Genomic DNA, 19,462 nt, shown 5'->3' with positions numbered 1-19,462 from the left:
GCATGAGTGCCCCTTGGTCCCCCTTCCCCCACGATGCAGCTGCTTTCCGCTATGCCGGCACGGCCCTCAAGAAAACCTGGCCGCGCCTGCACCGCGGCGACTGCGAACCCTGGCCCACCGACGGCAAAGTCCAGGACGCCTGGCGTGCCTATCACGCCGGCGACTTCGAACGAGCCGTCAGCCTCGGCCTGCAAGCCGGCGGCGCCGGGCTCGCCGCAGCCGACAAGGCGGCCATGATCCACGCCAATTATCTCGAACCGGATGTCGCCCGCAAACTGGCTCGGCTGCAGGAAGTCGCCGCCCGCTGCGAACAGCGTCAGCGCACGCAGCCCGGCGATCCCAACGCCTGGTATTTTCACGCCTACGCGCTGGGCCGTTACAGCCAGGGTATCTCGGTCGCCACGGCGCTGGCCGAAGGCCTGGGCGGCAAGATCAAGGCCAGCCTGGACAAGGCGCTGGCACTGCAGCCCGCGCATGCCGATGCCCATATCGCCCTCGGCACCTGGCACGCCGAGATCATCGACAAGGTAGGCAGTCTGGTCGGCGGACTGACCTATGGCGCGAAGAAAGAAGCCGGTGAAAAACACTTCCGCCGTGCGCTCGAACTGAATCCGGAATCCGCCATCGCCCGCACCGAATGCGCTAACGGGCTGGTGATGATGTTCGGCAAGTCGCGCCTTCGGGAAGCAGAAAAACTCTATGCCGAAGCCGTCGCCTGCACACCTGCCGACGCCATGGAATGCCTGGATATCGCGGCGGCCAAGGCGGAAATGGACGACTAGCGGCCAGCCGTCACGCCAGCAGCTCCGCCTCGACGGCCTGCGGGTCGGCGAGGCGCGCCCAGGGCTCCATCAATACCAGCATCAGCAACTTTTCGAATTCGCCGGCAAAGCGGGCCACGATGCTTTCCGGATCGGGGACCAATCCCTTGTCGGTCACCAGGCCGAACTGCACCCGGTTGTCGTAGGAAAGAATCGACAGGCCCATGCCGATATCGCCGGACTGCGGCACCCAGAACAGCGGCTGGTTCAGACGCGCCCCGGCCACGTACACCGGCTGCTGCGGCCCGGGGACATTGGTCATGACCGCCGTTGCCTTGCTCGCCAACATGTCGAGAATCTTCGACTGGGCGAACTTCGGCGCCATGCCGACGGCGCCGAGTATGGACAGGGTCAACGGCGCCTGCAGCGAATCCTTCAGCGCCAGCATCCGGTCACGCGTCGCATAGAGCCGGGCGAGCGGATTCTCGACGCCGACAGGCAGTTCGAGCGCAACCAGGCCGAAGCGGTTGCCGAGCAGCCCCTCGTCTTCCGGCTGACGCAGATTGACCGGGACCATGGCACGAATCTCGACGTCCGCCACCGGATCGCCCTTGTCGGCCAGGTAAGCACGCAAGGCACCGGCGGCTGACGACAGCAGCATGTCGTTGACCGAACAGCCCAGCACCCGCCCGACCGCCTTGACCTCGGGCAGCGAAATCGGGGCCGACCAGGCGACCCGCTTGCTGGTGCCGGGCTTGCCCTTGAAACGGGTCCGCGTATCGTCGGACATCAGTAGCAGCTTGCCGATCTCGCCGGCCATGGCGCTGCCCAGCCGCGTGTATTCCAGCGCCTTCAACGGATCGGTAGCGAGGCCGACGTACTTGGCCCAGAGATTGGTCGACAGCCGGATGGCATTGAGCATGGCATCGGTCGCGGGCCGCCACAGTGCCAGCCAAAACGGATCGTGCTCGTCCTCGCCGCGGACTGCTTTCCCGCCGGGCCGCAGTCGCGGCACCGGGGCATCGTCGGCCATCGAGAGCAGGACGCCGACCAGCGCGATGCCGTCGGCGATGCTGTGATGGATGCGGATGACCAATGCCTGCCCACCCATCGACGTATCGACCAGGTGCATTTCCCACAAAGGGCGCGACGGATTCAGCGGGGTGCTGGCGAGATCGGCGACAAAAGCCTCCAGCTCGGCCTTGCCGGCGGCACCGGGCAGTATGGCCCGACGCAGGTGATGATCGAGACGGAAGTCCGGATCCTCGCTCCAAACATAGGAGCCCCCTTGCTGGCGGATAATCTGCCGGAAGCGCTCGAAGCGGAGCAGGCGCTGCTCGATGGCCGTGCGCAGGCGGATTTCGTCGAGTACGCCATCGAAGATCATCACGCCGACGATCTGCATGAGATTGGACGGCCGGTCCATCCGCAACCAGGCGGTATCGACCGCCGACATCTTTTCCACAGACATCCCTCCCCGTCCAGCACCGGCCCACTGCGTCAGGCAGCGAACTCCCGGTCGAAATATGCATGAATCTCGCGCTCGAGCACCCCGCGGAAGGGCAGGTAGAACAAGCCCAGGCGCACCGACAAGGCCACCTCATGGCGCGCCAGCCGCAATTCGCCGTTCACTCCCGGCCGCTCGAAAGTCAGGACATTGGCTTCCCGCCATGCACAGTCGAGTGCGAACTCTGCCTGTAGGTCGGCGGCAACGCGCTCGGCGGCGATCCTGGCCTTGCGAACGCCGAGACTGTGCTTGCGGGTAATGACAATGTCGCTCATGGACGCAGTGTAGCCCCCGTAGACCGAATGCGAAATGCCTCGCCCGCCCCGAGCCATCCGCTGGCCGGCCCGGGCGCTGCCATTGCCCGCCTGCCTTCTGCCCGGCCGGCATCTGCGGTAGCATTCCGGGCCGATACCCGATACACGCTGGATACCCGCCGCCATGCCCCACGCCGATTCTCACGCAGACGCTCACGCCAACCTGACCGCCCGTGATCTGCTCGATTTCATCGATGCCAGTCCCAGCCCCTGGCATGCCGTCGCCACCTGCGAATCCCGGCTGCGCGCCGCCGGCTACCAGGCTCTCGACGAAAGCGCCCGCTGGTCGTTGCAGGCTGGCGGCCGCTATTTCGTCACCCGTGGCGCATCGTCGATCATCGCCTTCGTTGTCGGTAGCGCGCCACTGGCCGAACGCGGCCTGACGCTGATCGGCGCCCACACCGATTCGCCCGGCCTGCGTCTCAAACCAAAACCTGCCGAAAAAATCGGCGGCATGATCCGCCTTGGTGTCGAGGTTTATGGCGGCCCCATCCTGGCCACCTTCGCCGACCGCGACCTGTCGCTGGCCGGCCGCGTCAATGTCCGCACCGCTGGGGGCAGCGAGAGCCGCCTGCTGCGCTTCGACGCCCCCCTGCTGCGCCTGCCCAATCTCGCCATCCACATGAACCGCGAGGTCAACGAAGCCGGCCTCAAGTTCAACAAGCAGACCGAACTGCCGCTGCTTCTGGGCATCGCCGGCGACGACGGCGCCGAACAGCGCTTTCGCGCTCCGATCGCCGCGGCGCTCGATGTCGCACCGGACGACCTGCTGACCTGGGAGTTGGCGGCCTACGACACGCAGAAAGGCGCTCTCTGGGGGGCCAACAACGAGTTCGTCGCCGACAGCCAGCTCGATAACCTGGCTTCCTGCCATGCCGCGCTGTCGGCGCTGCTGGCCACCCGCGAACCGGAGCAGACCTGCCTCGTCGCCTTCTTCGACCACGAGGAAGTCGGCAGCGAAAGCGCGGCGGGTGCCGGCGGCAGCTTTCTTGGCGATGTGGTCGCCCGCCTCGCCGGCGCTTTCGGCCTCGATGACGAGGACCGGCGGCGGATGCTGGCTGGCAGCTTTTTTATCAGCGCCGACATGGCACATGGCTGGCACCCGAATTTCCCGGCAGCCTACGAACCTTGCCACCATGCGCTGGTCAACGCCGGCCCGGTGATCAAGAGCAACGCCAACCAGCACTACAGCACGACCGCCGAGACCGCCGCCCGCTTCATGACCCTCTGCGAACGCGCCGGCGTACCCTGCCAGCAATACGCGCACCGCACCGACCTCGGCTGCGGCAGCACCATCGGTCCCATCGTCGCCGCCCAGCTGGGCATCCCCAGCGTCGATGTCGGCTCGCCGATGTGGGCCATGCACAGCATCCGTGAAAGTGCAGGCGTTCTCGATCACGGCTACATGATTGCCGCGATGACCCAAGCCTTCGCGAGCTGACATGAGCGACGCCATCCTCTTTTTTGCCGGCTCGGCCATCATCGTCTGGTGGTCGCGCAAGCCCTTGAGCAAGCCTGGCAGCCATGACTTCTACCGTTTCTTCGCCTGGGAAGCCATTCTCGGCCTGATCGTCCTCAACCGTCCGGTCTGGGGCGACGATCCCTATTCGCCCCACCAGTTCGCGTCCTGGCTGTTGATGCTGACCAGCATTGCGCTGGTCGTCCTCGGCGTGGCGACACTGAAACGCGACGGCGCCCCCGGGGCCCAACGCGACGATGGCTCATTCTACGAATTCGAGAAGACGACCCAACTCGTCTCCCACGGCATCTTTGCCTATATTCGCCACCCGATGTACGCATCCCTGCTGGCGCTGGCCTGGGGCGCCTATTTTCAGGACCCAAGCCTGATCGGCACCCCCATCCTCCTGGTTGCCAGCATCGCGCTGTGGCTGACCGCCACCACCGACGAAAAGGAATGCCTGACCTACTTCGGCCAGGAGTACGCCGACTACATGCGGCGCACGAAACGCTTCATTCCCTTCCTATTCTGAAACGCCCTTCGTCCCCATCATCTCGTTGCAGGTCGCCCGCCCAAAGGCTTCGGCCTTCTTCGGGCTGGAAATCTGGGGTTCTTCGTAGATGCGCTTGATGATCACGTTGGTGATGCGCGGGCCATCGCTGCCATCCTCGTCGAAAAGTTTCATCGGACGGCCGCGGTCGCGGTTGTAGAACGCCTGCAGGGCATGGTCGCGAACCCGCTCGCAGAAACGCATTTTCTGGGCATCGGGCATGCTGTCGTCAATCGGCGCCGGATGCCCGTGCGCCACGGCACCGCCCGAAAACAGCAGCCCCAGAAGAATCAATGGAAGATGTTTCATTTTCCGGCATCCTGAATCGAGGTGAGATAGGCCAGGATATCCTGGATATCCTGCGCCTTGAGGCCATTGAGCACGCCGACGGTTCCCTCCTCGTCATGCGGCCGGTCGCCCTTCAGGTACAGGTCGACCTGGCGTTGCAGGTAGTTGGTGTATTGCCCGACGAGCATCGGGAACATGCCGCGCCCCTTGCCGGTTTTTCCGTGGCAGGAGGCACACTGCTTCTGGTAGATTTTTTCGCCATTGGCCAGATCGCCCTCGGCGCGCGGGATAATCATCACCTTGTCCGCCATCAGCAATTTGGTCAGTGCGTCCTCGTTGCCGGTATAGGTCGGCATCTTGGTATCCAGTTCGATGCTGCTCAGGTAGGCCGAAACTTCCTTGATGTCCTCATCCGAGAGCTCGCGTTCCTGGGTGTAGGGGAACATCGGGATATTGACCCGTGTCCTCGCCCGGAAACTTCTGAGTTGGCTCTCGAGGTACTTGACCTGCTGCCCCGCGATCCGTGGGTATTCACCCTTTTTCCCGCCTTGCCCGTTGTCGCTGTGGCAGGCAGCACACGTGCCATTGATTTCCTTGCCTTTGTCGCCGCCTTTTTCGAGTTCGACGGCAAAGCTTCCGCCGCTGCAGACCAGGACAACGGCCAGTGCGGCAAGACGCAGGTTTTTCTTCATGTGGGCACTCCAGAGTTCGCTGCGGCGAATTGTCGCATCAAGTCGTCATCCGTAAATTGACACAAATCACGCATAATTCGCCCATGGCAATCAGCGCATGTTCAATGGAAAGCACCGACCATCTGGCGAATCTCCGCCGCCTGGTGCTGGGGCGCTGGGTCGTCCTGGCCATCCTGATCCAGCTCGCCCTGATGGCCCCCGGCCTGCTCGACATTCCACTTCCGCAAGTACCGCTCCTGGGCATCCTCGCCTTGATCGGCGCCTTCAACGCACTCGCCCAATGGCGCGTGGCGCGCAGCGAACAGGCCAGCGCGGGCGAGTTGTTCAGCCAGCTGCTGTTCGATATCGGCGCTCTTTCCGCCATCGTCTTCTTCAGTGGCGGCGCCGCCAACCCCCTGGTTTCCCTGTTGCTGCCGCCCGTCGCCATCGCCGCCCTGACCCTGCCCGCGCGCTGCGTGCTCGTCGTCAGCGCCACGGCCATCGTCGCCTATTCACTGCTGATGGTGTTCTTCATTCCCCTACCGATGACCGATGCGACGCGCGCGACGCGCCTGCACCTGATCGGCATGTGGCTGATTTTCGTTATTTCGGCGGCCATGATCGCCTGGATCATCGTCCGCATGACCCGGCTGATCCGTGAACGCGATGCCGAACTGGCGGCAAGGCGCGAACAGGCGTTGCGCGACGAACGGGTGATGGCGATGGGCACCCTCGCTGCCGGCGCCGCACATGAACTGGGCACACCACTGGGCACCATGTCCCTGCTGGCCGGGGAACTGGCCAACGACCCGAGCCTGCCGCCCGCCATCCATGACGATATCGCCCTGCTTCGCCAACAGATCGGCGTCTGCAAACAGATCATCACCGGCCTGTCGCGACGCGCCGGCGCAGAACGGCTCGAAAACGCCGAACTGCTACCTGCCGACCGCTGGCTGGAAAGCCTGCGCCAGCATTGGCACGCGGCTCGCCCTCAGGCCAACAGCCGCCTGATCCTGACCAGCGACGGCCCAGCACCGAGCCTGGTGGCCGATCCGCGCCTGGAACAAGCGCTGCTCAATTTGCTGAACAATGCCGCCAACGCCACCCACCATCCCCTGGAGATCCGCCTGGGATGGAGCGTCGACGAAATCTGCTTCGAAATCCGCGACCGTGGCCCCGGCTTCCCACCCGATGTTCTCGTACATGGTGGACAGTCCAATTTTCCGGCCCATGAACGGGGCAGCGGGGTCGGCCTGATGCTGACCCGAACAGCCATCGAACAACTCGGTGGCCGACTTTCCCTGATGAATCGCGAAGAGGGCGGTGCCCTTGCCCGCATCGAACTGCCCAGAGTCCAATCATGATTGAACCGATGCTGGTCATCGACGATGACCCCAGCTTCAACGCCATCCTCGTCCGCACCTTGGAACGCCGTGGCTACAGGGCCTGTGGCGCCCAAGATATCCAGTCGGCACTGGACAAGGCCCGCGAACTCAAACCCGGCAACGTCATCCTAGATCTCAACCTCAACGGCAGCTCCGGGCTGGCGCTTATCCCCAGGCTGCTGGAAATCCGGCCGGACTGCCGCATCGTGGTGCTGACCGGCTATGCCAGCATCACCACGGCCGTCGACGCCGTCAAGCTGGGCGCTATCCAGTACCTCGCCAAGCCTGTCGAGATCGAAGCCATCCTGTCGGCCTTTGATGACGACAGCGACCCCGATTTCGACCTTCCGATACCCGATGAGCCACTCTCGGTCGACCGCCTGGAATGGGAACACATCCAGCGGGTACTCAATGAAAACGACGGCAACATCTCGGCAACGGCGCGTGCGCTGAAGATGCATCGGCGCACCTTGCAGCGCAAGCTTTCGAAACGGCCGGTCAGGAGCTGAACCGCCCCTGTGCGCCGCCTACAGCAGCATGAAAGCTGTGGCGGCAACCACCGTCGGCGGCAGTGCCGCCAGGAAGAGACCCAACGGGCTGATCGCCTCTTCGGTAAAGCTGGATTTCAGAATCGCGATGCCCGCCGGATTGGGCGCGTTCGCAATGATGGTCAGCCCCCCGCCGGTCACGGCACCGGCGACGATTGCATACTGGAAGGCTGGCGTAACGCCTTCGACCAGAGAGGCCAGATAGGTCAAGGCGGCGTTGTCGGTAATCGCCGTCAATCCGGTGGCCAGGAAAAACAGGACCGTCGGCTCGACGCCGAGCAAGGTCTTCTGCAGCCACCACTGCTGCAAGCCGCCGAGAACGATCAGACCGGCGAGGAAGAATGCCACGAGCAATCCTTCGCGCAGGATCAGGCGGTCCTGATGGCGCTCATACGCTTCCGTGTAGCCCAGGAAGAGCAAGAATATCCCCATGAATATGGACGGATGATGGGCAAAAAGCACAACCGCGACGAGAAATACCAAGTGGATCAGGGCCACGGAAAGCGGTACGCCCAACTTGTCGGCTGCTTTATCCTCCCCTGCCGTTCCCGCCAATTCGCCACGGAAAAAGATGGTCAGCAGCGAAGCATTCAGCAGCACGGCCAGCGCAGCCTTCCAGCCGAAAGTCGTGAACATGAAAGCTGTATCCCAGCTCCAGGTGGCGGCCACCATCAATACCGGAGGTGCGCCGAAACTGGTCAGTGTGCCGCCAATCGATACGTTCACGAACAAGACGCCGAGCGTTGCATATTTGAGGCGTGAACTGATGTTTTGCGAATAATAGCGGTCGCGCAACATGAGTGCCGCCAGCGTCATCGCGGCGGGTTCGGTAATGAAGGAGCCGAGCAACGGAATAAGGGTCAGGCACAGGAAGAAGATCGCCACCTCGCGCGCCATCGGCAGCATGCCTGCCAGACCACGCACGGCGGCACCGCAAAACTCCAGGATCGGCCGGCTGGCGGCAATGACTATGATCACGAAGACGAACAGCGGCTCCGTGAAATTCCGGCTTTCCATGTAGTCGATGGCATCGGTCTTGCTCGTCAGTGCAAAGAGGACGGCAAGCAGTACGAAAGCCCAGAAGCCGAAGACTACTTCGACTTCTCCGAGCAAGTGCCACAACCCCGCATGCCGGGGCTGCACGTGCGCGAGATGCGCGAACAGTTTGGTCGAAAAGGTATGAAGTACCGCCATGGCGAAGATGGCGGCGGCAAAGATTTCGGGCAGGCTGATAGTGGGATCGATCATCGAGAGACAGGCAAATGGGGAGTACTTAAGGGTAGCACAACACACTTTGCCGGCCAGTCAGGGGAAATACTGAGTCCCATCCTACCGCCTGACCGCCTTCCCGATTTGCTGCGATGACGCAAGCCGTGGCCTGGAAAGCAATCAGGCGCCCGTTCGGCGCCTGATGCATGCCGGACAACGAGCCGGCAACCCGGGGAAAAGCCCCCCGCTTAGTGCTTGTGCTCCGACATCGGCGCACCGGCGGCCATGGGGCGAACCACCTTGGCATCGACCTTTTTCGTGCTGCCATCGTCGAAGGTAAAGGTAATCGGGACGACGTCCCCTTCTTTCATGGCTGCCTTGAGGTCAATCAGCATCACGTGCAGGCCGCCGGGCTTGAGCACCGCCTCGCCCTTGGCCTTGATATCGACACCTTGAACCGGGCGCATTTTCATGACCCCCCCCTCATTCAGGTGCGTGTGCAGCTCCGTCACCTTGGAGGCCGGATTTTCGGCCTTGACCACCTTGATATCCTTGTCGCCGTTGTTCTTGATTACCATGAACGCACCCGTCGCCGGCGCATTGGGCGGAGCGAGCCGAACATAGGGGTCCTGAACCACGACCTGGTCGGCGGCACCGGCAAATACCCCGGCGGAAAAAAGCAGGCTGGCAGTAAACAGGGAAACACGTTTCATTGACTTGCACTCCTTCACGGTTGATTCAAATATTTTCGGATAGCCACGACAACCTGATCCGGCGGCGTGGCGTGAGCGATCTTGCCGACCACCGCACCGTTTGCCCCGACAATGAAGGTGTCGGACGAATGATCGACCACATAACCGCCGCCCGCCGTCTCGACCTTCTGTTCCGCATAGAAGACGCCGTAACGCTTGGCAACGTCGGCCACGACTTCGGTACTACCGGTGACACCGACGATGGATGGATGGAAGAATTCGGCGTACTCCTTCAGGCGCGCCGGCGTATCGCGTTTCGGATCGACCGAAATGAAGAGCATCGCGACCCTGGCCAGCTCTTCCGGTGTCAGTTGCTTGAGGCCCTCGGCAGTCGCCGCCAATGACGTCGGGCAAACGTCCGGACAATAGGTATAGCCGAAGTACAGGAGTACCAGCTTGCCCTTGTAGTCGCTCAGGGAAACCGGTCCAGCCACCGATTGCAAGGTGAAATTTCCGCCCGCCACGATCGGAGCACGGGGAATCGGCCGCTCGGGCATTTCCGGTTTCCAGAACAACGCCAATCCGGCAATGAGGATCGCCAGCACGATGGCTGCCAACCCCAGCAAACGCTCAGTCATCATTCCTGCCCTCCGGTGGAAAACCGGTAAGGCACGGCAATGCGCTGGTTACCCGCCTCGATCAGCACGGTTGCCTGCCAGTCCATGTGACCGGTAATACAGACCGGCAAGGTCGCCTCACCAGCAAAATGTCCTTTGCCACGCTGCACCAGTTCGGGCCGGTTGTAACCCATATTCATGTCCACTCCGACGAAATCAACCTCGATGCGCTCCGGGGCGAAACCGCTGGTTGTCACCTCGACTCCGAATGGTTTGACCAGCGGAACGGCGCGCGCGCCCAGCGAAAGCTCGATCAGCCCCCCCGACGGCAGGGTTACCGGGCAATTCGCCTTTTGCAAATTGCAGGCAGGATCGGGGAAAACGGTGATATCGGCTTTCGGAAGCAGCATGGGAGAGAGCTTGTAGCCAGCAACCACGACCAGGGCGATCAGCTCCATGCCGATCACATCCATCAGTATTTTTTTATTCACAAAGTCGCGCAGCCGGACAAAAGCATTGAGGAGCGTGCATTCTCGCCGATACAACCAACTTGAATTTAACAAAGATCAATTCTTTCACATACGCCCGGGAATACAGTGTGCGGCATATTGTCGCAGTGACATTTTGTCACACGCGGTAATGGGGGAATTAGAAGTTCTCACTTCTTGCTTGGGAGAAATCAAAATGAGTAAATTTGCAGTGAAAACAACTGCGTTGCTGCTCGCAGCCGGTTTTGCCGCCACCGCGTGGTCCGCTGAATCGCTGCAGGACGTGATGAAGCGTCGCAACCTGAGCCAGCAGGATCTGCTGGCCGCGGCCAAGACCTACGTCCCGACCGGCAAGCGCGACGAATTCGTCGTCTTCAGCTCCGGCGGCCAGTCCGGCCAGGTCATTGTGTATGGCATTCCGTCCATGCGCATCCTGAAATACCTCGCCGTCTTCACACCGGAACCGTGGCAGGGCTACGGCTTCGATGAAAACTCCAAGGCCGTGCTGAAGCAAGGCAACATCGACGGCAAGGAAATCACCTGGGGTGATACGCACCACCCGGCCATCTCGGAAACCCAAGGCAAGTACGACGGCCAGTTCCTGTTCATCAACGACAAGGCCAACCCGCGCCTCGCCGTGATCGACCTGCGCGACTTCGAAACCAAGCAGATCGTGGTCAACCCGATCTACAAGTCGGAGCACGGTGGCGCCTTCGTCACGCCGAACACCGAGTACGTCATCGAAGCCGCACAGTACGCCGCTCCGCTGGAAAACAAGAAGTTCTACCCGCTCGAAGAGTTCAACGAGAAATATCGCGGTGGCGTAACTTACTGGAAGTTCGACCGCAAGGAAGGCCGCATCAATCCGAAGGAGTCGTTCTCCCTCGAACTGCCGCCGTACTCGCAAGACTTGTCCGACGCCGGCAAGGGGCCGTCTGATGGCTGGTCGTTCACCAACTCCTTCTGTTCCGAGCGCTACGTCGGCGGTATCGAAAAGGGTCGTCCGCCGTATGAAGCCGGCTGTTCCGCCAAGGACACCGACTATCTGCATGTGATCAACTGGAAGAAGGCTGCCGAACTGGTTGCCGCCGGCAAGGCCAAGACCATCAACGGCCACAAGGTTCTGCCGATGGACGTTTCCGTCAAGGAAGGCGTCCTGTTCCTGATCCCCGAGCCGAAGTCGCCGCACGGCGTCGACGTCAGCCCGGACGGCAAGCATATCGTCGTTTCCGGCAAGCTGGACACCCACGTGTCCGTGTACTCCTTTGAGAAGATTCAGGCCGCCATCAAGGCCGGCAAGTTCGAATCCAAGGATCCGTACGGCATTCCGGTCATCGGCATGAAGGACGCTCTGGACAAGCAGGTTCAACTCGGCCTCGGCCCTCTGCACACCCAGTACGACTCCAAGTCCTGCCTGGCCTACACCTCGCTGTATGTTGACTCGCAAGTTGCCAAGTGGAACTACTGCGAAGGCAAGGTCGTCGACAAGATCTCGGTGCACTACAACATCGGCCACCTGATGGCCATGGAAGGTGACTCCGCCGATCCGAAGGGCCGTTACCTGGTTGCGCTGAACAAGCTGGCCATCGACCGCTTCGTGCCGGTCGGCCCGCTGCACCCGCAGAACCACCAGCTGATCGACATCTCGAACGACAAGATGCAACTGTTGTACGACATGCCGCTGCCGCTGGGTGAGCCGCACTACGCCGTCGCCATCGACGCCACCAAGCTGAAGCCGGGCGTGCGTTACAAGGTCGGTACCGATTCCCGCACCGACAAGCCGCACCCGGGTGCCGTCCGTGCTGGCGAGGAAGTCACCACCAAGAAGGGCAACAAGATCGAGGTCAAGGGTACGTTGATCCGTTCGCACATCACGCCGGAAACCATCGAGGCTGAAGTGGGCGACGAAGTCACCATCCACCTGACCAACCTCGAACGTGCTCAGGACGAAACCCACGGCTTCACCGTGTCGACCTACAACGTCCACGCCTCCGTGGAACCGGGCAAGACGGTCACCGTCAAGTTCAAGGCCGACAAGGAAGGCGTGTATCCGTACTACTGCACGGAATTCTGCTCCGCACTGCACCTCGAAATGCAAGGCTACCTGCTCGTCAAGCCGAAGGGCTGGAAGCCGACCAAGACCGAGATGGCCAAGCAGAACTACACCGAAGCTGACTACAAGGCGACCATCAAGAAGGTTGCTGACACCCAGGCCGTCATCGATTCCGTGGTGGGTTACATCACCAGCGTGAACTTCAAGGACTTCCCGGATGTCGTGGCCATGGTTGATGACGCCACCGACCAGCTCGGCAAGATGAAGGACGCCAAGGCCAAGCACGAAGCCGCAGCCGCCAAGAAGGATTGGGAACAAGCCAACCTGTGGGCTGAGCAAGTGTGGCAGTACCAGGTCAAGGCAGCCGACCTCGGCCTGCGCGCCAAGACCTACCTTGAGCAGAACGGCGCCAAGAAGGTCAAGTAAGCCAAAAGTTGATCTGACTTAAGGCAATTATCGGGGAGCAGAGTCAATCTGCTCCCCGTTTCACTTTCAGGAGGGAATAACCATGAAATTTGTAATGACTCTGATCGCCGCAGCCGTTGTCGCCGCCCCCGCCATTGCCGCCCCGGACGGTGCAGCCCTGTATCAGGAAAAAACCTGCTGGTCGTGCCACGGCAAGGATGGCAAGAAAACCCTGACCCCGGCATTCCCGAAGGTTGCCGGCCAGAACGCCGCCTACGCCGAACAACAGATGAAGGACATCAAGAGCGGTGCCCGTGCCAACGGCCAGGCCGCTGCCATGAAGGGCGTCATGGAACTGGTCAACGACGAGGAAATCAAGGCCCTCGCCGATTACCTGTCGAAGTTGAAATAAGCCGAAAGCCCGGAACGACGGGCTTATGACTCACATCAAGGAGTGCTGATATAGGGCGTTGGATAATGCGCCCATCACTCCTCGGACCCAGCCATAAAAGGATATCTGACATGAAAGCATCACTTCTGATGGTTGCCCTGCTTAGCGCGGGTGTCGCATTCGCCGCCCCCCCCGCCCCGCATCAACAAGGCATCGAAGGCAAGGATTACAAATGGAATGCCCAGGGCGGCGAAAAGTCGGAAGCCCTGAACAAGAAGGGCGACAAGAAAGCCGGTCAGGAAGGCTACGAAGTCTGCGGCGCCTGCCACCTGCCCTCCGGTGCCGGTCGTCCGGACGGCACTTTCCCGCAGCTCGCCGGCCAGCACACCACCGTCCTGATCAAGCAGATGGCCGACATCCGCGCCGGTCTGCGCGACAACCCGACCATGTATCCGTTTGCCGCCACGCTGACCGATGCCCAGGAACTGGCTGACGTGTCCGCCTACATCGAAAGCCTGTGTATTCCGCTCGAGCATGGCAAGTACGAAGGCGCAGACGCTGCCATCAAGGTTGCCCAGGGCAAGGAACTGTATGAGAAGCAGTGCCTGGAATGCCACGGCAAGAACGGTGAAGGCGACAAGGCAAAGTTCTACCCCGTGATCGCCGGCCAGCACTACAAGTACCTGCTGCGCCAGATGACCGAAATCCGTGACGGCCACCGCCGCAATGCCAATCCGGACATGGTCAAGGTCATCAAGCCCTACACCAATGACCAACTGGTTGCCATCTCGGCATACCAATCCAGCCTGGTAATGCCGGGCAACATGTGCAAGCCCAAGGCTGGCGCAGCCAAGAAGAAGTAACTGTATCATCGCAGGATAGCGGCTGCCCTCACGGCAGCCGCAACCCCGGTCAGGAACCGGGTTTGAAACGAACAGAGAACAGCGACATGGAAAAACAGAACAAAATCGTCGGTGGGCTGACCCTGATCTCTCTGATCTGCCTGGTCGCCGCCTATTTCGCTCCAATCTGGTGGGTCTCCCTGACCGCCCCGAACTACCCGAAGGATGCATTTCCGGACGGCATCCGCATTCATTTCCATTTTGATGGCGTCTATAACGGCTGCAAGGCGGCCGGCAAGGGAACGCGCATGGCCAACGAGATCATCCAGAAGGATCTCGCCCATGACGACGAGCGCTACAACCCCATCCTCGACGCCCAGAAAAACGTCGACAAGGGTGCCGAAGGCCTCGACTGCGTCCATGAAATGAACACCATCAACCACTATGTCGGGATGTTCCCGATTGCCACCGGCGCACCGGTCGAGAAGCCGCTGGCCAAATTCTTCTTCGGTTTCTTCGCGGTGATGATGATTGCCTTCGCCATGACCAAGAAGAAGGCCAGGATCATGACGCTCACCATTGGTTTTGCTGCAGTGGCCGCCTGGATGATCGTCGATCAGTTCGTCATGGGGCATCTGGCCAGCCATGTCGAGCATTACATGAAGGAAGCCGGCACCTTCTTCAAGGAACCCGACAAGATCAAAGTCTGGGGCGACAATGTCACCCAGATTTCCAAAATCGTAATCGCCGGCCTCATCGCCGTCATGGGCATCGTCGTCGTGGCAACCGCCAAAATCAGTCCTTTCCAGTTGCTGCTGGCGCTGGTGCCGGCCCTGCTGCCGCTCTTCTTTGTCGTCACCTATGCCGGCTGGCTATGGTTCTTCGGCCACAACCTGCATCCGTGGGGCGCCTTCACGGTCAAGCCTTTCATGCCCACCGTTTTTGGTGAAGGCAAGGTCGCGCAGTTCTCGACCTTCTCCTACCCCTATTGGGGCTATGGCCTGCTGCTGGTCATCTTCGTCTGCATGATGCTGGCGCTGCTGATCCGCCGCAAGCAACTGCGTGAAGGCACAGCCGAGTAAATCACGTGGCCGCCCTGAATCATCTGGCCAGGCTGAGCCTGGCCGCCGCGCTCCTCCTGGCCTTCACCAACGGCATCTCGGAAACACAATCCGAGCCGCCACCCGGCATGGGTGCCCGTGCCGATGTCGACCGCCCGAAACCGACCTTCATGCTGCACGAGCGCGACAAGCGCGTGCATGGCCTGAAGCCCTTCCAGGACATTGTCGACAAGGCCGCCCCGGGTTCCGTCATCAAGCCGCCACCCGGCACCTACGCCGGCCCGGTGGTCATCAACAAGCCGCTGACCATCGATGGTGGCGACCAGGTCACCATCGATGCCGGCGACCGGGGAACCGTCATGATGATCAATGCCGGCGACACGACGATCCGTGGGTTGCGCCTCACCGGCTCGGGCGACTCGCACGATACCGACGACTCCTGCCTCGACGTGCGCGGCAACAACAACGTGATCGAGAACGTGGTCGCCGACAACTGCCTGTTCGGCATCGACCTCAAGCAAGTCAATCGCAGTACCGTCAAGAACAATCGCATCAGCTCCAAGGATCGCGAACTCGGCGTGCGCGGCGATGGTCTGCGCTTGTGGTACAGCAGCGACAACCTGATCGAGGGCAACCAGGTCATCGATTCGCGCGACATGGTGGCCTGGTATTCGCACCGCAACACCTACCGCAACAATATCGGCAAGCGCAGCCGCTATTCGATCCACTTCATGTTCGCCAACGACAATGTCGTCGAGGGCAACCAGTTCCACGACAACGCGGTCGGCATCTACTTCATGTACACCGAGGGCGGCACGGTGCGCAACAACGTCATCTCGCATGCCACCGGCGCCGCCGGCATGGGCATCGGCTTCAAGGAAGCCTCGGGCACGATCATCGAGAACAACGAGATCATTTACTGTGCCATCGGCATCGGCTCCGATCTCTCGCCCTTCCAGCCCGACTCGACCATCGAGATTCGCCAGAACCGCTTCGCCTTCAACGGCATCGGCATCCAGTTCAACAGCGAAACCGGCGGCAACCGCCTGACCGACAACGTCTTCGAAGGCAACCTGACCCAGGTGACCTACGGCGGCCGCGGCAACAACCCCAACACCGAGAAGAATTTCTGGGAAGGCAACTACTGGGACGACTACCAGGGCTTCGACCGCAACGGCGACGGCTACGGTGACAATCCGCACGAGTTGCTGTCGTTCGCCGACCAGATCTGGATGGAACTGCCGATTGCCCGCTTCTTCCGCAGCTCCCCGGTCATGGAACTGCTCGATTTTCTGGAACGCCTTGCGCCGTTCTCGACGCCGGACCTGATCCTGCGCGACGAGAAGCCTCGCTTCGTCAAACCGACCAAGGTAGCCATCTCATGAGCACCCCCGAAGACGACGACCCCAAGCCTGCGGCCGAAACCAAACCTGCCGTCTCCATCGCCCGGAAACAGACCAACCGCCGCCGCGTACTGCGCACCATCCTGCTCACTGGCGGCGTGCTCGGTGCTGCGACCTCCGGCTTTCTGCCGCTGATTTATTCCAAGAAGCAACGCCTGCGCCCCCCGGGCGCGCTGGACGAGAAGGATTTCCTGGCCAGTTGCATCAAATGCGGCCAGTGCGTGCAGGTCTGCCCGGTACAGGCGATCAAGCTCGCCGATCTGGTCGACGGCATGGGGGTCGGCGTCCCGATGATCGATGCCCGCGAACAGGCCTGCGACTTCTCCTGCGATGCCGTGCAGTGCATTCTGGCCTGCCCGACGGGGTCGCTGACCTACCACAAGCCCGACTTCCTGCCGGTTCGTTCCGGCGCCCAACTGTCGGCCAAACCGATCCTGCTGGCCAAGGAAAAGGATGCCGAGCCGACTCTGAACCTCAACGAGCGCATGGGTGTTGCCCGCCTGGTCCGTCCCGAGGCCTGCCTGGCCATCCAGGGCAAGGGCTTCAAGGGACAAACGCGCGGCCCCGATTTCAAGGGCAAGATGCGCTACATGGACGTCGACCGCTGGAAGCCGATCAAGATCGCCGACCACCCCTATGACGTCGCCGAATGCGATCTCTGCGTTCGCGAGTGTCCGATCAAGGGCGCCATTTCCATCGAAACCGTTTTTGCGCCCGATGGCAGCAAGCGCAAGTCGCCCGTCGTCCATGAGCCGTGTGTCGGCTGCGGCGTCTGCGAAATGGTCTGTCCGGTCGAACCCACGGCCATCAGCATCGAAGCCCGGGAGGTGTGGAAGGTATGAGCGATCTCCTCAAACGCCGTTTCCGTGAACAGATCAAGATCATGTTCGGCTGGGAACCGACCAAGCCGGAAAAAATATCCGAACGCGCTCAGGAAGTTCACGTCCTCAAGCGCATGACCAACAAGCAGGACCTGCAGGCGGCCAAGGCCCACCAGCGCGCCCACCAGGAAACCTCCAACAAGTGGCGCAACCGGCGCTGGGCGACGCTGATCTTCGCCAACCTGCTGTTCACCCTCTCCTTCGCGCTGGACATCCAGATTCTCGAAGGCGCGCTCACGGCGTCGCGCTTCGTCGGCTTCCACCTGATCGACCTGAACTCCGCGCTGCAGGTGATGCTCGCCCACAAGCACATCATCAACAACCTGCTCATCGGTACGGGAACCGTTCTGGTCCTGTGGGTGCTGCTCGGCGGACGAACGTTCTGCTCATGGGTCTGCCCCTACCACCTGCTGGCCGAGTGGGCCGAGAAGATCCATCTCTTCCTGGCAAAGAAAAAGCTGGTCACCGACCAGACCATGGATCGCCGCCTGCGCACCGTGTTCTGGATCATCTTCGCCCTGCTGGCGCTGCTCACCGGCTATACCGTCTACGAAGCCATCTCGCCCACCGGCATCGTCTCGCGCGCCCTGATCTACGGCCCGGGGCTGGCCATGCTGTGGGTCCTCGCCCTGCTCTTCTTCGAAGTCTTCTTCTCGCGGCGCGCCTGGTGCCGCTATGCCTGCCCGATCGGCCTGACCTACGGCGTGGTCGGCATCATTTCCCCGGTGCGCATCAAGTACAAGCTCGACGGCTGCTTCCACGAGGGCGACTGCCGCAAGGTCTGCCTCGTCCCGCACGTTCTCGACACAGTGATCAAGGGCCGCGCCGTCGAACCCGAGGTGCCGATCGGCCCGGACTGCACGCGCTGCGGCCTGTGCGTCGACACCTGCCCGACCGGCTCGTTGAGCTTCGAGATCAAGGGGCTGCAGAAGCTGCTGTAGAGCACCCTGCCGGCAAGCTGCACAGGGCAACCAGGCGCGATTCGGCACGCGCCAGATCGCGCCCGAGCATGTGCCGCAGCGCCTCGCCGATATCCAGGAACAGGGATTCGGCTGCCTCCGCCGCCGTCACCGCCAAGGCGATTTGCCGCTCCCACAGTACATCGGCCAGCCAGACCAGACGGCGCAGTGCATCCCCGTCGCGCTCACCGAAGCGCGGCACCCCCCACAGGACGAGCGCCGACTCCGTTTCCAGCATTCGCGCATAGTCGCCGTGGCAGTACGGGTGCCGGCAAAGTTCATCGAACGACAAGGCAACGACGCGAGACGCCTGCTCTTGCAGATTGAGCAGCATCTGGCGGCGGACCGCCGCCGTATCCGGCACCGCCCAGCGCCGCCCGATCCGGGAATGGGTACGCCGGTAATCGATGCCGGCATCCAGTTCGATCGATTCGCACCAGGCCGACAAGTGCTCGATCAGCGGCGCGAAATGACGCTGCCACTCGCCCTCGGCGGCGAATCCAGCCGGCGGTGGATTGGCGGTAACGAGCAGGCGAACGCCCCGCCCGGCCAAGCAGGCAAAAGCGCGACGGAGAATCTGCGCATCGGCGACATCGTGGATGTGAAACTCATCGAAGGCCAGCAAACGGGCCGGCCCGACCAGCCGGTCGATGGCAGCGCCAAAGTCACGCCGCGCCGCCCCGGCGAAAGTGCGGTGAAAAGCATCGAGAAACGCCAGCTGATGCCATCGACAGGCCATCCCGGCCGGCAGCGTGGCGACGGCGGCATCGACCAGCCGCGTCTTGCCGCGACCGACGCCGCCCCACAGGAAGATGCCGCGCCCCCCCGGGTCTACCGTGCGTCTGCCCGTGCCAACCTGCACCTCGGCCAGCAGTTGCGCCAATTGCCGGGCGACCCGGCGCTGCGCCGGGTCCGGCTGGATTTGCCCCTGCGCAAAATGGCAAAGGATGGCGGAAGGATCGCTCTGTCCGGGCATGC

21 protein-coding genes are annotated in these 19,462 nt (G+C 61.9%); 12 read left to right on the top strand and 9 right to left on the bottom strand.

Going from position 1 to position 19,462, the window contains the following annotated elements; all coding sequences use genetic code 11:
- Positions 1 to 2: 2 nt before the first annotated feature.
- Positions 3 to 782 carry a hypothetical protein gene (locus tag AB6Q56_RS04795; protein WP_434515982.1) on the top strand — a complete coding sequence of 260 codons (780 nt, stop codon included), beginning with the start codon at positions 3 to 5 and terminating at the stop codon, positions 780 to 782.
- A gap of 10 nt (positions 783 to 792) precedes the next feature.
- On the opposite strand, the gene AB6Q56_RS04790 is transcribed toward AB6Q56_RS04795, so the two are convergent.
- Positions 793 to 2,217, bottom strand: coding sequence for a WS/DGAT/MGAT family O-acyltransferase (locus AB6Q56_RS04790; RefSeq protein WP_434517131.1), 1,425 nt, complete (start codon positions 2,215 to 2,217; stop codon positions 793 to 795).
- Positions 2,218 to 2,261: 44 nt separating this feature from the next.
- Entirely contained in the window at positions 2,262 to 2,543 is a 282-nt protein-coding gene (locus tag AB6Q56_RS04785) for a polyhydroxyalkanoic acid system family protein (protein ID WP_434515981.1), read from the bottom strand.
- A gap of 163 nt (positions 2,544 to 2,706) precedes the next feature.
- Between AB6Q56_RS04785 and AB6Q56_RS04780 the strand changes: the two genes are divergently transcribed.
- Positions 2,707 to 4,023 carry a M18 family aminopeptidase gene (locus tag AB6Q56_RS04780; RefSeq protein ID WP_434515980.1) on the top strand — a complete coding sequence of 439 codons (1,317 nt, stop codon included), beginning with the start codon at positions 2,707 to 2,709 and terminating at the stop codon, positions 4,021 to 4,023.
- Between the two features lies 1 nt (position 4,024).
- Positions 4,025 to 4,573 carry a methyltransferase family protein gene (locus tag AB6Q56_RS04775; protein ID WP_434515979.1) on the top strand — a complete coding sequence of 183 codons (549 nt, stop codon included), beginning with the start codon at positions 4,025 to 4,027 and terminating at the stop codon, positions 4,571 to 4,573.
- Here the strand turns inward: AB6Q56_RS04775 and AB6Q56_RS04770 are convergent.
- Positions 4,565 to 4,900, bottom strand: a complete 336-nt coding sequence (locus AB6Q56_RS04770; protein WP_434515978.1) for a hypothetical protein — start codon at positions 4,898 to 4,900, stop codon at positions 4,565 to 4,567. The genes AB6Q56_RS04775 and AB6Q56_RS04770 overlap by 9 nt on opposite strands.
- Positions 4,897 to 5,571 (bottom strand): c-type cytochrome, encoded by a 675-nt coding sequence (locus tag AB6Q56_RS04765; RefSeq protein WP_434515977.1) that lies wholly within the window; start codon positions 5,569 to 5,571, stop codon positions 4,897 to 4,899. Before AB6Q56_RS04765 ends, AB6Q56_RS04770 begins: the two co-directional genes overlap by 4 nt.
- 104 nt (positions 5,572 to 5,675) lie before the next feature.
- Here AB6Q56_RS04765 and AB6Q56_RS04760 point away from each other — a divergent pair, with 104 nt between their 5' ends.
- Complete coding sequence (locus AB6Q56_RS04760; RefSeq protein ID WP_434515976.1) at positions 5,676 to 6,914, top strand: ATP-binding protein; 1,239 nt, start codon at positions 5,676 to 5,678, stop codon at positions 6,912 to 6,914.
- Positions 6,911 to 7,444, top strand: coding sequence for a response regulator transcription factor (locus tag AB6Q56_RS04755; RefSeq protein ID WP_434515975.1), 534 nt, complete (start codon positions 6,911 to 6,913; stop codon positions 7,442 to 7,444). Before AB6Q56_RS04760 ends, AB6Q56_RS04755 begins: the two co-directional genes overlap by 4 nt.
- Before the next feature lie 18 nt (positions 7,445 to 7,462).
- Here AB6Q56_RS04755 and AB6Q56_RS04750 read toward each other — a convergent pair whose 3' ends face one another.
- The 4 genes from AB6Q56_RS04750 to AB6Q56_RS04735 all read right to left on the bottom strand — a co-directional run bounded on the left by AB6Q56_RS04750 (position 7,463) and on the right by AB6Q56_RS04735 (position 10,492).
- Complete coding sequence (locus tag AB6Q56_RS04750; protein WP_434515974.1) at positions 7,463 to 8,731, bottom strand: putative Na+/H+ antiporter; 1,269 nt, start codon at positions 8,729 to 8,731, stop codon at positions 7,463 to 7,465.
- A gap of 209 nt (positions 8,732 to 8,940) precedes the next feature.
- Complete coding sequence (locus AB6Q56_RS04745) at positions 8,941 to 9,405, bottom strand: copper chaperone PCu(A)C (RefSeq protein WP_434515973.1); 465 nt, start codon at positions 9,403 to 9,405, stop codon at positions 8,941 to 8,943.
- A 14-nt stretch (positions 9,406 to 9,419) separates the two neighbouring features.
- A complete protein-coding gene (locus tag AB6Q56_RS04740) occupies positions 9,420 to 10,025 on the bottom strand; it encodes an SCO family protein (protein ID WP_434515972.1) in 606 nt (201 codons plus the stop codon).
- Entirely contained in the window at positions 10,022 to 10,492 is a 471-nt protein-coding gene (locus AB6Q56_RS04735; RefSeq protein WP_434515971.1) for a hypothetical protein, read from the bottom strand. The genes AB6Q56_RS04740 and AB6Q56_RS04735 overlap by 4 nt, the downstream gene beginning before the upstream one ends.
- Positions 10,493 to 10,685: 193 nt before the next feature.
- Here AB6Q56_RS04735 and nosZ point away from each other — a divergent pair, with 193 nt between their 5' ends.
- The 7 genes from nosZ (at position 10,686) to AB6Q56_RS04700 (ending at position 18,466) form a co-directional block, all read left to right on the top strand.
- Positions 10,686 to 12,968, top strand: coding sequence for a Sec-dependent nitrous-oxide reductase (nosZ, locus tag AB6Q56_RS04730; protein WP_434515970.1), 2,283 nt, complete (start codon positions 10,686 to 10,688; stop codon positions 12,966 to 12,968).
- An 82-nt stretch (positions 12,969 to 13,050) separates the two neighbouring features.
- Complete coding sequence (locus AB6Q56_RS04725) at positions 13,051 to 13,359, top strand: c-type cytochrome (RefSeq protein WP_434515969.1); 309 nt, start codon at positions 13,051 to 13,053, stop codon at positions 13,357 to 13,359.
- A gap of 110 nt (positions 13,360 to 13,469) precedes the next feature.
- Positions 13,470 to 14,201, top strand: a complete 732-nt coding sequence (locus tag AB6Q56_RS04720; RefSeq protein ID WP_434515968.1) for a c-type cytochrome — start codon at positions 13,470 to 13,472, stop codon at positions 14,199 to 14,201.
- Between the two features lie 86 nt (positions 14,202 to 14,287).
- Positions 14,288 to 15,262, top strand: coding sequence for a hypothetical protein (locus AB6Q56_RS04715; protein ID WP_434515967.1), 975 nt, complete (start codon positions 14,288 to 14,290; stop codon positions 15,260 to 15,262).
- Between the two features lie 5 nt (positions 15,263 to 15,267).
- Positions 15,268 to 16,626 (top strand): nitrous oxide reductase family maturation protein NosD, encoded by a 1,359-nt coding sequence (gene nosD, locus AB6Q56_RS04710; RefSeq protein ID WP_434515966.1) that lies wholly within the window; start codon positions 15,268 to 15,270, stop codon positions 16,624 to 16,626.
- Positions 16,623 to 17,486, top strand: a complete 864-nt coding sequence (locus AB6Q56_RS04705) for a 4Fe-4S dicluster domain-containing protein (RefSeq protein WP_434515965.1) — start codon at positions 16,623 to 16,625, stop codon at positions 17,484 to 17,486. The genes nosD and AB6Q56_RS04705 overlap by 4 nt, the downstream gene beginning before the upstream one ends.
- On the top strand, positions 17,483 to 18,466 hold the full coding sequence (locus AB6Q56_RS04700; protein WP_434515964.1) for a NapH/MauN family ferredoxin-type protein: 984 nt from the start codon (positions 17,483 to 17,485) through the stop codon (positions 18,464 to 18,466). Before AB6Q56_RS04705 ends, AB6Q56_RS04700 begins: the two co-directional genes overlap by 4 nt.
- Here AB6Q56_RS04700 and zapE read toward each other — a convergent pair.
- Positions 18,441 to 19,460: a cell division protein ZapE gene (zapE, locus tag AB6Q56_RS04695; RefSeq protein ID WP_434515963.1), complete on the bottom strand. Its 1,020-nt coding sequence runs from the start codon at positions 19,458 to 19,460 to the stop codon at positions 18,441 to 18,443. The two genes, AB6Q56_RS04700 and zapE, sit on opposite strands and share 26 nt — an antisense overlap.
- Between the last annotated feature and the right edge of the window lie 2 nt (positions 19,461 to 19,462).

Source organism: Dechloromonas sp. ARDL1, from assembly GCF_051122455.1.
In the GTDB taxonomy this organism is placed as follows: Bacteria; Pseudomonadota; Gammaproteobacteria; order Burkholderiales; family Rhodocyclaceae; genus Azonexus.
Note: the sequence above shows the minus strand (reverse complement) of the source record. Positions and strands in the feature narration are given on the sequence as shown.